General features: G+C 60.6%; 14 protein-coding genes and 1 riboswitch. All 14 genes read right to left on the bottom strand.

All coding sequences use genetic code 11. From position 1 onward, the window contains the following. Positions 1-651, bottom strand: a complete 651-nt coding sequence (locus CCGE531_RS25210) for an urea amidolyase associated protein UAAP2 (protein ID WP_120668845.1) — start codon at positions 649-651, stop codon at positions 1-3. A 14-nt stretch (positions 652-665) separates the two neighbouring features. Further along, positions 666-1484, bottom strand: coding sequence for an urea amidolyase associated protein UAAP1 (locus CCGE531_RS25205; protein ID WP_120668843.1), 819 nt, complete (start codon positions 1482-1484; stop codon positions 666-668). Beyond that, positions 1481-2308 (bottom strand): ABC transporter ATP-binding protein, encoded by an 828-nt coding sequence (locus CCGE531_RS25200; RefSeq protein ID WP_120668841.1) that lies wholly within the window; start codon positions 2306-2308, stop codon positions 1481-1483. Before CCGE531_RS25200 ends, CCGE531_RS25205 begins: the two co-directional genes overlap by 4 nt. Continuing rightward, a complete protein-coding gene (locus tag CCGE531_RS25195) occupies positions 2305-3123 on the bottom strand; it encodes an ABC transporter permease (protein ID WP_120668839.1) in 819 nt (272 codons plus the stop codon). Before CCGE531_RS25195 ends, CCGE531_RS25200 begins: the two co-directional genes overlap by 4 nt. A gap of 60 nt (positions 3124-3183) precedes the next feature. Further along, complete coding sequence (locus tag CCGE531_RS25190; RefSeq protein ID WP_120668837.1) at positions 3184-4257, bottom strand: putative urea ABC transporter substrate-binding protein; 1074 nt, start codon at positions 4255-4257, stop codon at positions 3184-3186. Positions 4258-4331: 74 nt separating this feature from the next. Then, positions 4332-4442, bottom strand: a riboswitch (guanidine-I (ykkC/yxkD leader). A gap of 1064 nt (positions 4443-5506) precedes the next feature. Beyond that, complete coding sequence (locus CCGE531_RS25175) at positions 5507-6244, bottom strand: ABC transporter ATP-binding protein (protein WP_120668831.1); 738 nt, start codon at positions 6242-6244, stop codon at positions 5507-5509. Positions 6245-6248: 4 nt separating this feature from the next. After that, positions 6249-7091 carry an ABC transporter permease gene (locus tag CCGE531_RS25170; protein ID WP_120668829.1) on the bottom strand — a complete coding sequence of 281 codons (843 nt, stop codon included), beginning with the start codon at positions 7089-7091 and terminating at the stop codon, positions 6249-6251. 19 nt (positions 7092-7110) lie between these two features. Continuing rightward, positions 7111-8079 carry an aliphatic sulfonate ABC transporter substrate-binding protein gene (locus CCGE531_RS25165; RefSeq protein WP_120669420.1) on the bottom strand — a complete coding sequence of 323 codons (969 nt, stop codon included), beginning with the start codon at positions 8077-8079 and terminating at the stop codon, positions 7111-7113. Positions 8080-8770: 691 nt separating this feature from the next. After that, complete coding sequence (locus CCGE531_RS25160; protein WP_120668827.1) at positions 8771-9406, bottom strand: GntR family transcriptional regulator; 636 nt, start codon at positions 9404-9406, stop codon at positions 8771-8773. Positions 9407-9521: 115 nt separating this feature from the next. After that, positions 9522-10508, bottom strand: coding sequence for a beta-ketoacyl-ACP synthase III (locus CCGE531_RS25155; RefSeq protein ID WP_120668825.1), 987 nt, complete (start codon positions 10506-10508; stop codon positions 9522-9524). After that, a complete protein-coding gene (locus tag CCGE531_RS25150) occupies positions 10505-11776 on the bottom strand; it encodes an adenosylmethionine--8-amino-7-oxononanoate transaminase (RefSeq protein WP_120668823.1) in 1272 nt (423 codons plus the stop codon). Before CCGE531_RS25150 ends, CCGE531_RS25155 begins: the two co-directional genes overlap by 4 nt. Beyond that, positions 11773-12411: a dethiobiotin synthase gene (gene bioD, locus CCGE531_RS25145; RefSeq protein ID WP_120668821.1), complete on the bottom strand. Its 639-nt coding sequence runs from the start codon at positions 12409-12411 to the stop codon at positions 11773-11775. The genes CCGE531_RS25150 and bioD overlap by 4 nt, the downstream gene beginning before the upstream one ends. Next, positions 12408-13550, bottom strand: coding sequence for an 8-amino-7-oxononanoate synthase (locus tag CCGE531_RS25140; RefSeq protein ID WP_120668819.1), 1143 nt, complete (start codon positions 13548-13550; stop codon positions 12408-12410). The genes bioD and CCGE531_RS25140 overlap by 4 nt, the downstream gene beginning before the upstream one ends. Continuing rightward, positions 13547-14488 (bottom strand): biotin synthase BioB, encoded by a 942-nt coding sequence (gene bioB / locus CCGE531_RS25135; protein ID WP_245459394.1) that lies wholly within the window; start codon positions 14486-14488, stop codon positions 13547-13549. The genes CCGE531_RS25140 and bioB overlap by 4 nt, the downstream gene beginning before the upstream one ends. Positions 14489-14781: the final 293 nt, after the last annotated feature.

The raw sequence follows: 14781 nt of genomic DNA, 5'->3' as shown, positions 1-14781 counted from the left end.
TCAGGCCTCGCTGTCCCAGACCAGCACACGGATCGGTGTCGGATCGAAACCGTTGCAGGGATTGTTGATCTGCGGGCAATTGGAGATGACGAGCAGCACGTCCATTTCCGCTCTCAATTCGACATAATCGCCCGGGGCGGAGATCCCGTCGACGATCGTCATCTCGCCGCCGGGCTCGATCGGCACGTTCATGAAGAAATTGATGTTGGGAACGACATCGCGCTTGCTCATGCCGTGCTTGGAGACTTCCAGAACGAAATTGTCGCGGCAGGCATGGAGATATTTTGTGCCGTGGCCGAAGCGCACCGTGTTGCTTTCGCAGGAGCAGGCGCCGGCCGACGTGTCGTGACGACCGCAACTGTCGGCCGTCATGGTCAGCATGACCCGGCCTTCATTCGAGATAATCTTCGTATTCGTGGAGATATAGGCGGCACCCTGTTCGCGCATCGTATCCTGGTTGGAATAGCGCTCGGAGAAATCTGCGGCATTGTAGAACAGCGTGTCGATCGCCTGCTGGCCGTAACTATCCTCGATGCGCAACGTCTGGCCTTTTCGCACCACCGTCGAGAACGGAGCTTCCGCGGCAATGAAGTGATCCTGCACGACGTTTTCGAGCGTGCGGCCCAGCGCTGTCTGGATGAAATCGGTCATGGTTTCGCTCCTCCTCAGATCGCCGCCAGCGTGTTGTTTTCAAAGCCGCGCATGGCCTCGGCGGTCGCGGTCCGGCAAAGGTCGTCGGCCGATGGCCCCACTGCTGCGATGCGGGTGACAGTCACCGGGTTCGGCTGGTAGCTGGGATCGGGATTAAGCGGATGCGGGCAGTTGGAAAAGCCGACGATCAGGTCCATCTCGGCGCGCAGCTCGACATAATCGCCGTCGCGCAAAAGGTCCGGCTTCCATAGGAACGCGCCGTCCTCATCGACACGGACGGGGGCGAAGAGCGCCAGCACCGAGGGAATATCCCGCTTGTCGAGCCCGGCCTTGGTAGCGAGCAGGACGAGGTTGTCACGGGTGTTGCGTTTGCCTTCCACGTATTTGGCCAGGTTTGAGGCGGCGGTTGAGCTGCCCATCAGGCAGTCATGTGCGCCAGAGGAATCCTCGGTGACGGAAAACATTACTCGGCCCATGTCGGAGAAGATCACCCGGCCTTTGCCGAGCGCCGTCGTCCACTGCATCTTCACGGTATCGGGCAAGTTCAGCCGCTCGCTGGTGTCGGCGGCGCTCCAGGCGACGAGGGAGATCGTCGAGAAGCCATGATCGAGGCTGATGCGCAACGTTTCGTTCTTCCCGAGATGGGTCGACCAGTACCAGCCGCCGGGGATTACCTCGCGGTGGACGACCTTGTCATAGGCGATTTCGGGCGCAGGTAAGGGACTTGCCCCAGGCAGGGCCTTTGGCGCGAATTCCAGGCCCTTTCTTTGATGCTCTTCGTAGCGCGCGCGGTTGGCGGCTATTTCTTCCGGCGGACGTCTGACATGTGTCATGGCTTGATTTCTCCCGACGAAGCCAGGTCGTCCCGGCGATGCCCCAGGGAAGTGACCGGGCCGTCCCGGTCGGAGCTGAAGATCGATGGCGTGCCAGCGATGCGCGGCGGCCAGATGGAAATGTCCTTGGTGATGGTCGCGCCGTAGCGTTCCTTCTCTTCCGGCCGGTCGCGGCGACGCTCGAAGGCGACGACGCGGGTGGCGAGCGTGAAGGCTTCGCGCATGTCGTGGGTGACCATGACGACGGTCATCTGCGTTTCATGCCACAGCCGCTTCATCAGCGTGTGGATCTCGGCACGGATGCCGGGGTCGAGCGCGCCGAAGGGCTCGTCGAGCAGCAGCACCTTGGGGCGCATGATGAGCGCCTGGGCGAGCGCCAGTCGCTGCTGCATGCCGCCGGAAAGCTGGGCCGGATATTTGTCCTCGGCGCCGGCAAGGCCGACTTCGGCGATGAGCTGGCGCGCCTCCTCGATCGCATCGCGGCGCGCCGCACCGAAGAGTTTGGCCTTGTAGCGCGAGGCGGCGAGTTCCTTGCCGAGCAGCACGTTGCCGAGCGCGGTCAGATGCGGAAAGACAGAATAGCGCTGGAAGACCACGCCGCGGTCCGCGCCCGGCTCGGCGGGCAGCGCCGCGCCATCGAGAGAGATCGTGCCTTTGGTGGGCTGTTCCTGTCCCAAAAGCATGCGCAGGAAGGTCGACTTGCCGCAGCCGGACGGGCCGACGAGTGCGACAAAGGCGCGGGAGGCGACCGTCAGGGAGACGTCTTCGAGCACGATCTGGTCGCCGTATTCTTTCCAGACCTTTTCTATTTTGAGATCGCTCATGCCTGCTTCTCCAGTTCGGACCAGGGGAAGACGGCGATGCGGAGACGATCGAGAAGATAGTTCATGAGCACGGCAAGCAGCGTGATCCAGACGACATAGGGAAAGATCACATCCATCGACAGATATCGGCGGACGAGGAAAATGCGGTAGCCGAGGCCTGAATCGGACGAGATCGCTTCCGCCGCGATCAGGAACAGCCAGGCCGGCCCGAGCTGCAATCGAAGGCAGGTGATCAGCCGCGGCAGGATCTGCGGCAGCACCACGCGAAGCGCGATCTGCCAGGAGGAACCGCCGAGCGTCTCGGCCTTGACGATCTGCTCGCGCGGCAATTCCAGCGCCTTCAGCGCCAGGTCGCGGATCATTGTCGGCGCAACGCCGATCACGATGAGAGCAATCTTCGAGGTCTCGCCGAGACCCATGACGATGAAGAGGATCGGCAACAGCGCCAGCGGCGGCACCATCGAGACAACGGCGACGAAGGGAGAGAGCAGCGCCCGCAGATAAGGCAGCATGCCGATCAGCATGCCAATCAGCAGCGCTGTCATCGTGGAGATGCCGAGGCCGGCAAAAAGCCGGATCAGGCTTGCCCAGCTATCCGACCAGAGCAGATATTCTCCCGTGCGCGGATCGGCGATGAAGGCCATGCGATTGATGGCGTCGGCAAAGCCGGCAAGGCTGGGCAGCAGCTTGTCATTGGCGTTTTCGGCAAGTCGCGCCGCCGAACCGGCGCCATAGGCGACGATCAGCAGAGCAAAAGGCAAGAGCGTCAGGGCAAGCTGCGCGCCGGGGCTGGGCCTGGTATTGATCCAACGCATGGGGACCTCCGCGGATGAAGGGAACGGGCGGCGCTCCAGCGCCGCCGGTGAAGGTCTCGCTCAGAGCGCGGCGTCGGCGGCTGCCTTCATGTAGGTTTCCGTGAAGCGCAGCTTGACGTTCGCGCTGTCACCGAGAACCTTGCCGTCGGGCATTTCGATGCCGATGACATCGGCGGACGGCGCGCCATTGCCGAGCAGGCCTTTCTGGAACAGGAAGCTGCGCACCAGATCCATCGTCTTCGGCAGGGTCGGCGAGGTGGTGAAGGCAACCGCATCGGCGGGCTTGTCGAAGAGCTTGGTTGCGGCGAGCTGCGCCTCGAAGCCCTTCAGGTCCGTGCCCGAGGCTGCCCCCATCGCCTCGCGGGCGGCCTTGCCTTCGGGCGTATCGGCTTTCATCAGTGCCGCTGTTTCATACCAGATGCCGGCCAGCGCCTTGCCGAAATTCGGGTTGTCCTTCAGCACATTGCTGTTGGCGACCATCAGGTCGATGATCTCGCCCGGCACCTGCGAACTGTCGAAGACCTTCTTGGCTGAGGGGTCCTCGAGAACGGTCGAGACCAGCGGATTCCAGGTGACGACGGCTGAGACGTCGGGCGTCTTGTAGGCCGCGACCATGTCGGCGTCGGAAGTGTTGACCACCTTCACGTCGCGTTCGGTGAGCTTGATGCTGTCGAGCGCGCGGGCAAGCAAGTAGTGCGAAACGGAATATTCGACGAGATTGACGTTCTGGCCCTTGATGTCGGCAAGGTTCGCCTTGTCCTTGAGAATGACGGCGTCATTGCCGTTCGAAAAGTCACCGACGATGACGGCCGTCGTGTCGACGCCGCCGGCGGCGGGGATCGAAAGGCCGTCCATGTTGGTGAGCGTCACGGCATCGAAGGCGCCGGCCGTGTACTGGTTCATCGACTCGACGTAGTCGTTGAACTGGGTGACTTCGATGTTGATGCCGTATTTGTCGGCCCATTTCTTGACGATGCCGTGATCTGCGGCGTAGCCCCAGGGCATCCAGCCGACATAGATGGACCAGGCGACCTTGAAACTGGTTTTCGGCGCGGCGCTTGCAGCGGAGCCAAGCCCTAAAGCCAGCGATACCGAAAGGGCCGTTACGGAAAGGATCTTCGAAAAAGTCTGCATAGAAATTCCCCTTTTGCTTTTTTCAAAAAGGGATCGGCATAGACCATCGCGCCGCCAATCCCTTGGCTTACGAGGTCTCCCGGGCTTTTATCCCGCCGTGCATACGGTGGGGATTTCTCCCCCACCGACGGCAGCTCTCGGACCAGCACGCTTATCCAAGCGCCGGAACCCTAGCCACCAACTCGGATTTTAATACGCAAGGCGCGTGCCAGTTTTGTAAGTCGTTGATTTTGTTTGTAGAAGGCAAAACCCCGTTGATGAAAAATTCAGCAATTCAAAAATATGCCCGAAAAATGTACGATTTTGCGCGGCGCGCCGGGCTTTCATTAGGCGACAGGTGGCGGTGACAGTTCTCGGAACAGGCCTGTGGAATCGCATCTCGTGAATGGTGGAAAGCTCCTGATCGAGCTTGTTTACTCAGGCAGTCATGGTCCGTGGGAGCATGCGAGATGCCAATGGGGAAGCAGTCGTAGAAAGAACCGCCGACAATTGGCGCATGGTTCTGCCTATTGGCGGTCTGGCGTCGTAAAATTGCTTAGCTCTCATACTGCTTATATGGGAATTTACTTACTCCAAGGCGAACGCCATTCTTTTCGTCAATAGCGATCTAAAGGAGGGTGTCACGATGCCTGTTAATGGGGAGCTTTTCGAAACGGCGGCCGGGAAACATGCGGGCTCTTTTGGTATTATCCCTTTAGACCATCCATCCGCCGTCGCGACGAGACACAAATCCGAAAACGTAATGCGTTTAAAGGCTGATGGCAGATCAGCCGATGATATCGCAAGAGAAGCTGGCGTCAGTCGATCGACGGTGATTAGAATTTTGCGCTATGTTGAAAGAGCTGCTGCCAGCTAACACCGTCTCGATTGAGACAGCGCGCCGCCATTTATTGCTGTGTTTGGCCTGCCGATCAATCATGCGATCGGCGGGAGCGTGACTTGGCATGCCTTTGTAAGTCGCTTTGGCTTTGATGTTGCCGTTTGCCGGAGGCCATTTGGTTTAAGCTCTTGCTATTGCCGGTGAGCCAACCTTTTGCCCCTTCAAGACCGCGGGGCGGAACGTTTTCAATGGGGCATGACCAAGCTTTTTCCATGGGCAACCTACTCCTATGCTGAACCGATTTCGGAATATTCCGGTACTTCCTGGAGGCGGGCTATCCCCAGGAAAGCCATCCTGATGCGGATCGTCTCGTCGAGATCGGCGCCGGATTGGGTCCAGCCGGGACCGCAATCGATCTGCCTTGTCCTGTCAGGGTGGCTGCAGCGACCGATTGAGCAACGACAGTAACTGCCGTTTGGCGGTTTCGAATGATACCGACGCCCGGTCACGTCTCCTTGGCAGGTCGATCCTGATTTCCTCGAGAACACGGCCTGGCCACGGCCGCATGACGACGATCCGGTCCGCCAGCACCAGCGCCTCTTCGATATCATGCGTCACCAGCACGAGCGTCGGACGCGTTTCCGACCAGATGTCGAGGAGGTGATCCTGCAGATCGGCGCGCGTGAAGGCATCGAGCGCCGAAAAAGGTTCATCCAGCAGCAGCACCGCCGGCCGGGTGACGAGCGCGCGAGCGATTGCTACCCGCTGGGCCTGGCCTCCTGACAACTCCTTCGGCCACCGTCCACCGAATTTTCCGAGGCCGACCTTTTCCAGCGCCGCCTCTACCCGCTGCCTACGATCATCGCCTTCGAGTTCGGCAAGGCCGAAGCCGACATTGTTGGCAACGCTCAGCCAGGGAAGCAGGCGGGGCTCCTGAAAGATCAGATTGATCAACGGATGCGGCTTGGTGACCGGCTCGCCGTTGAGCTCGACTGCTCCATGCGTGGGCGGTTCCAAGCCGCTGATCAGCCGCAGCAGCGTGCTCTTGCCACAGCCCGACCCGCCGATCACGGCAACGATCTCGCCCGGAGCGAGGCCGAGCGAAAAGCCATCTAGCGCGCGCACGCCGTTTGCATAGGTCTTTCCCAGGTTTCGCAGCGTCAGCATCGGCTCATCCCTCGCGCCTATAACTGTCCTGCCAGGTCAGGAAAGGGGTCGTTGCCGCGAGCAGCAGGCTGTCCGTCAACTTGCCGATGACGGCGAAGGTGATGATGGCGGCCATGATCTGGTCCGGCTTGCCAAGCTGCTGGCCGTCCACAAGAAGATAACCGAGTCCTTCCGAAGCGCCCATGAATTCCGCCGCCACGACGAACATCCAGCCAAGACCGAGACCGGACCGCAACGCGGTCACATAGGCCGGCAAGACTGCGGGCAGCATGACCCGTCGCACCAGCGCGAAGCCGGACAGGCGGAAGATGCGCCCGACCTCGACGATCTTGCGATCGACCGACAGGATGGCGCTGGACACGCCGAGATAGACCGGAAAGAAGACGCCGACCGCGATCAGAGCCACTTTCGAAGCCTCGAAAATCCCGAACCAGAGAATAAAGAGCGGCACCCAGGCGATCGACGGGATCGAACGCAACGCCTGCAGAGAGGGATCGACCAGCCGTCGTGCGAGCCCGAAATATCCGGTCACGGCCCCGGCAACCGTCGCGGTGCCGGCGCCGAGGACAAACCCGAGCAGGACCCGCAAGCTGGTGATGGCGATATGATTGGGCAACTCGCCGGATTCCCAGAGCGACCAAAGTGTCGCCGCAACCTTGGATGGCGGCGGCATGAGACGGCCGGAAAACCAGCCCGCCGCAACGGCGATTTCCCAGAACAGCAGTCCGAGTGCCGGCAGCAAGATGGCCACGACAGCCTTGCCAGCCACTCCATAAAAGGTCGACGCCGCGACCGAGCGCGGCGTTCCCGTTTCCGTCTTGATGCCGGTCTCGGCCAAGTCCGTCATGGCGATGATACGTGCTTTCTTACTGCGTTTTGCTAACCGCAAAACGATCGTCGATCAGCTCGTTGGTGACTTTCCGGATATCAATGTCGGCAGGCAGGACGCCGGCGCTTTGCAGCGCAAGGCCTGCTTTGGAAATCGTGTCGCGCTGCTGCTCGCCGATAGTGGGTTGGGAGATGTCCGTGCGCTCCAGCTGCTTGGCGATGACATCGTCCGGCAACTTGGCCGCGTCCACCAGGGCCGCCTTCAGCGCCGCGGGATTGGCGATCGCATCGGCGCGCGCCTTCTCGTAGGTAGCGATGACGCGCTTGACGATGTCGGGATGCTCGGTCACGAACGTCTCGGTGGTGTTGAGCACGCCCCATGTATTGTTTTCAGGCTTGCGGTAGAAGAGCTTCGCCTTGTCTTCCACTTCCGCCGCCGCCATCAGCGGATCGAGCCCGGCCCAGGCGTCGACATCGCCGCGCAGAAGCGCCAGCTTGCCGTCGGCATGCTGCAACAGAACCAGTTTCACATCCGACTGTTTCAGTCCGGCGTCCGCCAGTGCGCGGACGAGAAAGATATGCGGATCGGTGCCGCGCGTGACCGCGATCGTCTTGCCCTTCAGATCCTGGACGGTGGAAATAGGGCTGTCGGCGCGGGTGACCAGAGCCGTCCATTCAGGCCGCGAATAAACGTAGATCGACTTGACCGGATTGCCGTTGACCCGAGCGATCAGCGCCGCCGCGCCCGCCGTCGAGCCGAAATCGATCGAGCCGGCATTCAGAAATTCCAGTGCCTTGTTCGAGCCGGTGGACTGGACCCAGCGAATGCCGATCTTATCCTTGGCGAATTCCTTTTCCAGGAGACCTTCCTTCTTCAGAAGAAGGCCGACCGGATTATAGGTCGCCCAGTCGATCCGGATCTCCGAAAGATCGGCCGCCTGGGCCGATGCCAATCCTACCCCAAAGGCGACGGCGACACCTATCATCGCCGAACGAAACAAGCCCATAACGATCCCCAGCTCTTTGGCATTGCCAATTGACATATGAGGATAGCCTACGGATCGGGTGGTGACGCGTGAAAGCTATAACGTCTATTTCTATGGAATTTGTAGAAATAGTTTTCTCAGTGCGTATCGATCCGCAGACAATGGCCGCGTCACTGTCGTTACGCCAGAATGCATCTGTCGCTGCAAATGGCTGAAGGAGTCATCCTTTGCTTGAGGTGGCCGATCGGCATATGGAAACGCTCAGCTAACCCGCTCGGGCAGAAACGATTGGTTCTGCCTTTCAAACAGAAATAGCGGGGCAATTCTCAAGGAGATATCGCTCCTGCTCTCGCAACAAATTTTGAGATTGTTATTGCCTGAAAAGGTAACGCTCCCAAACCAACGTGCAAATGACGCAAACCGACTTTTCGTCGCCAATGGTGGTTATGCGCAACATGCGGCCTAATCGGACCTATCGTTTGGATATTTCCTGGTAATTCGAATACTTAGAAACCTATAGATATTCATTGGACCGGAGCAACAGTTCCAATCCCTTCAAGAGCAAAGAAGCCTCATTGGCGAGGCCGTGGGCTGGCAGTGTTCATTTCTCGACAATGGCCGCATTCTGCCGCGATCCCTGGCCCATCCGTCTAGCTTTACGCGGGGTCACGACGGGTAGTTTCGCGGCAACCTGATTTCTACCAACGTTCCGTTAGCCCGGCCGTGACGAGGGTTTCTGGCCCACCCACTGTACATGGCGCGAAAGGACAGCTGTGGCGACCTCCAGGTTTCCGCCACGCAACGCCGCAAGGATCGCGCGATGATCGCGGTCGGTGGGTGCCTCCCATTCGGTTCGCCAGCCGGAAAACAGGAAGCGCGCGCTGACGGCGTGCAGGTCATCGATTGTTTTCAGCAAGCGGGGCATGTTGCAGGGAGACAGAATGATGCGATGGAATGTCCGGTTCGCCTCCTCCCACGCCTGCACGTCAACCGCGCGCTCGCCGGCGTGGGTGGCCTCTTCGGCCTGGTCTAGAATGGCCGTGGTCATATGAGGCGCGGCGTTGCGGAGCGCCAACACCTCGAGGGCGGCACGCATTTCAGCGACTTCACGAACTTCTTCGAGGCTAAAGCCGGCCACACGCACGCCCTTGCGCGGCTGGCTGATCACCAGTCCCTGGGATTCAAGGCGACGGAAGGCCTCGCGCACCGGCACATGGCTGGTGCCAAACTCCTCGGCAATGTGGTCCTGCCTAAGCTTGGCGCCGGCGTCGATCTCCCCTGAAATAATACGATCCGCAAGTGTCCGGCTTATCCGCACGGCGATAGGATCATCTTTTGCAACGCTCATTGAATTATCATCGGTTTGAGAATGGGTGCGCATCGACTCAACGCCCTAAGCTTAACTGCCTCTGCATTGATTCTCCATATTCTTCATAGAATTGTAGCTGTTCGATCGCACTAGCTTAGATTGTCATGACGACAGCCCCGCCCGCCAACCCCGCACCGGCTGCGGCCATGAGAAGGCGCTCTCCGGATTTGAACGGCTTGAGGCGGTTTTCGACGGAAAGAGACAGCGGAATGGTCGCGGCCGACGAATTGCCAAATTCCGCGATCGTGCTGACAAGCTTGCTTTCCTCCAATTCAAGATTGTGGCGAACCGCGTCGCAAAGACGGAGGTTCGCCTGATGCGGAACGAAGCGGTCAATGGCGGAGACCGTTACGGTTGCCTCGTCCATCGCCTGACGCGAGGTGCGTGTCATCAGATCGACAGCGCGCGAGAAGACCTCGCGCCCATCTCGCATCGTCATCAGTACCTGCTCTGCCGCGGTTTCGGGAGAGAAAGGTCTATTGCTGCCGCCGGATGGGATGGCAATCAGATCGTAGCCACTCCCATCGGAAGCCAGCACGGCTGCCTTGAGGCCGCTTTGACCATCGCCGCACGGTGCAAGCACGACCGCGCCTGCGCCGTCTGCAAAGAGAACGGCGCTGGCACGCTCGGCGGGGTTGATGCGGCGGCTGAGAATATTGGCGGCAACGACGAGCACGGATCGGCCATGCGCACGCACGAAACCGTCCGCCAGCGTCAGTGCATAGAGGAAGCCCGAGCAAGCTCCGGCAAGATCGATGGCTCCGGAATTTCGCAAGCCGAGCTTGTGCGCCAGAAGCGGTGCCGAGGGCGGCAGGAGATGATCCGGCGTCGAGGTGGCAAGCAATGTCATGGCGATCTCGCCTGGTGCAATCCCGGCATCCTCAAGGGCCATTTTCCCGGCCTCGGCCGCAAGGCCGCTCAACGTATCCCCCTCGGTTGCCCAATGGCGGGACCGGATGCCGGTGCGCCTTTCGATCCAGCCCGCCTCGATGCCGAGCCGGCCTTCGATTTCCGCATTATGGACGATGCGGGATGGAACGGCATGACCGAAACCGGCGAGACGGGAGGAGAGGGGTGTCAAGATGGAGTCTCCTCCAGAACGAGTGAGGCAACTTCGTCGATCGCGTCATAGGCGGCGGCGATGTCCCCGGCGCTCGTGCAATAGGGTGGCATCAGGTAGATGACATTTCCGAGTGGGCGCACAAGCAGCCCGCGTTCGCGAAACAGCTTGCGCATGCGCGGTCCCGCTTCAGCGAGGTAGCCGCCGGAGGGCACGGCAAGATCGAGGGCGGCGATCGTCCCGCATTGCCTGACGTTTACAAACCTCGCATCGCCCTCGAAGCGCCGGAGATGCTGGGTGTGCCGCGCTGCAAGTTCGGCAATCCGGCTCTCCACCGGTTCGTCCTGCCAAATTTGCAGATTGGCGACGGCCGCCGCGCAGGCCATTGCATTGGCGGTATAGGAGCTCGAATGGAAAAAGGTCGTGCGCCGGTCGCGAGACAGATGGGCCTCGAAAATCTCTGCCGTGCAAAGGGTTGCCGCCAGCGGCAAGGCGCCCCCGGTCAGGCCTTTCGAGGTGCAGAGAATATCGGGCACCACGCCCGCCTGTTCGCAGGCAAAGCGCGTTCCGGTGCGACCCCAGCCGGTCATCACCTCATCGGCGATAAACAGGCAGCCGTATCGACCGGCGATTTCCTTGAGAGCGGAAAGCACCGTGCTGCCGTAGAACTTCATGCCGCCGGCGCCAAGCACCAGCGGTTCGATTAGAATGGCGGCGACCTTTCCTGAACGGCAAATGGCTTCGAATACATCGAGTGTCTTCTGCTCCCGACCGGTTTCGGGGAAGGGAAGGCGGTCGACGCCGAAGAGCAGCGGCTCGAAGGGCGCGTTGAACACGCCACGCGCGCCCACGGACATGGCGCCGATCGTGTCGCCATGATAGCCGTGATCCATCACGACGATGCGGTCACGAGCGACACCGCGATTGTGGAAGGTGCCGAGCGCCATCTTGATCGCCACCTCGACCGCCGTCGATCCGCTATCCGAATAGAAGACGTGTTTCAGTCCGGAGGGCGCAAAGGCGAGCAGGCGTTCAGCGAGGACTTCTGCGGGTTCATGGGTAAATTCGGCGAAGATGATCTGGTCGTAGGCCTCCGTTGCCCCGCGGATTGCCGCCATGATGCCGGGATGGCGGTGGCCATGGGTGATTACCCACCATGACGAGATTGCGTCGAGGATGCGATTGCCATCCTCGTCGAACAGATATGCGCCTTCGGTCGCAACGATGCGCTTCATCGGCGGTTCGAGGGCATGCTGTGTGAAGGGGTGCCAAACGGGTGAGAGCGTCACGCGCGTGCCTCCGTCAGGGAAGCCGCGTCGAAGTTTTCGCGGAAGGCGCAGCGTAGGGTTTCACTCGTCAGGCTTTCCAGCAGGGGCAACCGCCCCAATACCTTCACTCGCCCTATAGCGGCGATGGTCGCCTGGGTGTCGGCATTTTCAGCGCCGATGAAGGCGACGCCGCAGATGGGAATGTCGCGACGGCGCAGCGCCTCGATGGACAGCAGCGTGTGATTGATGGTGCCGAGCGACGTTCGGGCACAGAGAACGACGGGAATCCGCCATCGTGCGAAGACATCGGCAAAGACCATGCTTTTCGTAAGCGGAACCATCAGGCCGCCGGCTCCTTCGATGACCAGCGGCCCGGCGCAGGCTGGCGGTTCAAGCCGGGTCGGGTCAATTTCCACGCCATCGAGATGTGCCGAAAGATGCGGCGAGAGCGGAGCGGAAAGGCGATAGGCTTCAGGCAGGATATGCTCAGCCGGCAGCCCGCTCAGTCGGGCGACAGCTTCGCCGTCTGTCTCATCTTCCAATCCGGATTGCACGGGTTTCCAGTATCGGGCGTTAAGCGCGCCCGCCAGCGCCGCGGCAAATACGGTTTTGCCGATGCCGGTATCCGTGCCTGACACCACGAAACGGGCGGTCATCTCCTGTGTTCCTCCATGGCGGCGGCAAGGCAATCCAGCATGCGAGCGATCTGTTCTGAATCGACGTTGAGTGTGATGGACAGCCGTAGGCGTGCGGTGCCTTCCGGCACGGTCGGTGGGCGGATCGCGCGGATATCGAAGCCTTGTGCCTGAAGAGCCTCGGCAATTCGGACCGCACAGGCATTATTGCCGATGACAACCGGCTGGATCTGCGATCCGCTCGGCTCCAGGCCGAACCGGCTCTTCAATTCGTCACCGAGAAAGGCGACCAGACGTTCCAGGGCCTCGCGGCGCTCAGGCTCGTCATCCACCATGCGCAAGGCCTCGCGCACGCCCGCCGCCATAAGAGGAGAAGGTGCGGTGGAATAGATGAAGGCGCGGGCACGGTTGACCAGATAATCGGCGAGCACACGGGGGGCCGCAAGCAAAGCTCCCGACACGCCCAGCGCCTTGCCGCAAGTATGTAGGGCAAGGACGTTTTCGCGGCCTTCCAACCCCGCGGCCAAGCCTCTCCCCCCTGTGCCGAAAACGCCGGTGGCATGGGCTTCGTCAATCACCAGAAAGCCGTCGTGACGGTCGGCAATGTCGACGAGGGCGGCAAGCGGCGCTCTATCGCCGTCCATGGAATAGAGGCTCTCGACCGCAATCCAGGGGCGGCCTCTGCCGCCATTCCCGCGCCAGTTTCCGATCGCCTCCTCGAACGCGTTCAGGTCGTTGTGGCCGACGCTGACGGCCACTGCCTTGCTGGCTGCAATGCCCTCATGCGCGCTGGCATGGATGAGCGCGTCGGAGACGATCAGATCGTCTCGCCGTGGCAAGGTCGAGAAAAGCGCGGAATTGGCGGCATAGCCGCTACCGAAATAGAGCACGCGTTCCGCGCCGAAAAATTGAGCGGCTTCCGCCTCCAGCGCCTCATGTTCGGGATGGTTGCCGCGCAGCAGGCGCGAGCCGCCCGCCCCTGCCGGAACGCCGCTTTCCATCGCCGCCATGATCGCCGCCTTGATGCGCGGCGCGCCCGCAAGAGCGAGAAAATCGTTGGAGGTAAAGTCTACACCACGCTGCGGCACAAGGCTGCGCAGCCGCGCTTTGCGCCGCAAGCCCTCAAGCGTCGCGGCATAATCCGAAAGTACCGCCGTCACACCGCCGGCTCCAGCGGCATGGGAGAAAGACCGAGGCGGCGGAAGAGCGTTGTATCATGATCCTCACCGGGATTGTCTGCCGTCAGCAGCGTGTCGCCGACGAAGATGGAGTTGGCGCCCGCGAAGAAACAGAGTGCCTGCATCTCGTCGCTCATCTCGGTGCGTCCGGCCGACAAGCGCAGATGCGAGGTCGGCATCAGGATGCGCGCCAGCGCGATCGTGCGGACGAAATCGATCGGATCGACAGATGCCGCCTCCGCCAGCTTCGAGCCGGGGATGGGGATGAGCTGGTTGATCGGCACGCTTTCCGGGGGTACGGGCAAGTTCGCCAGCGTCAACAGCATCGAGATCCGGTCATCGACCGTCTCACCCATGCCGAGGATTCCGCCGGCGCACACCTTGATGCCGGCCATGCGCACGGTCTCCAGCGTATCGAGCCGGTCTTCGAATCTGCGCGTGGTGATGATTTCGGAATAGAAGCGCTCGGACGTGTCGATATTGTGGTTGTAGTAGTCGAGGCCAGCTTGCGCGAACGCGTCCGCCTGTGTCTCGGTCAGCATGCCGAGCGTCATGCAGGTTTCCATGCCGAGCGCCTTTACACCCTCGACCATGGCGACCAGCGTGTCCATATCGCGGTCTTTCGGGCTGCGCCATGCCGCGCCCATGCAATAGCGCGTCGCACCTGCATCCTTGGCCTTGCGCGCCTCTGTCAGAACGCGTTCGACTTCCATAAGCTTCGAGGCTTTCAGGCCGGTCGGATAATGTGCGGACTGGCTGCAGTAGCCGCAATCCTCTGCGCATCCGCCTGTCTTGATCGACAGAAGCCGGCTCATCTGCACGGCGTTCGGATCGAAATGTGCGCGATGCACGGTCTGGGCCTGGAAGAGCAGATCATTGAATGGCAAATTATAGATAGTTTTTGCTTCAAATATTGAAATTGGCGGCTGTTTATATTCATCTTTGGCGAGAAATGGGTGGGATGCATTCAATTTCTTCACGATGATAAAGCTCCATGATGGAATTATAGATAAATTTGCATCTTGGTGATAATTTGGCAAGGGTAAATTCCGAATTGCAAATTGCGTCTTCCGGACGATGAAAGCCCAACGTTTTGCTGCTTGTCTTCGGGCATGTGGCGAAATGCATTTGCATCAAACGTACGTCGGATGACTGGAAAAGTGGTCTTCCAAACAGGCGGATAAGAACAGGGCGTCGCGCGCCGTGATGCCTA

The organism is Rhizobium sp. CCGE531, assembly GCF_003627795.1.
Classification (GTDB): Bacteria; Pseudomonadota; Alphaproteobacteria; order Rhizobiales; family Rhizobiaceae; genus Rhizobium.
The sequence above is the reverse complement of the archived record's forward strand: the minus strand, read 5'-3'. Positions and strand labels throughout refer to the sequence as shown.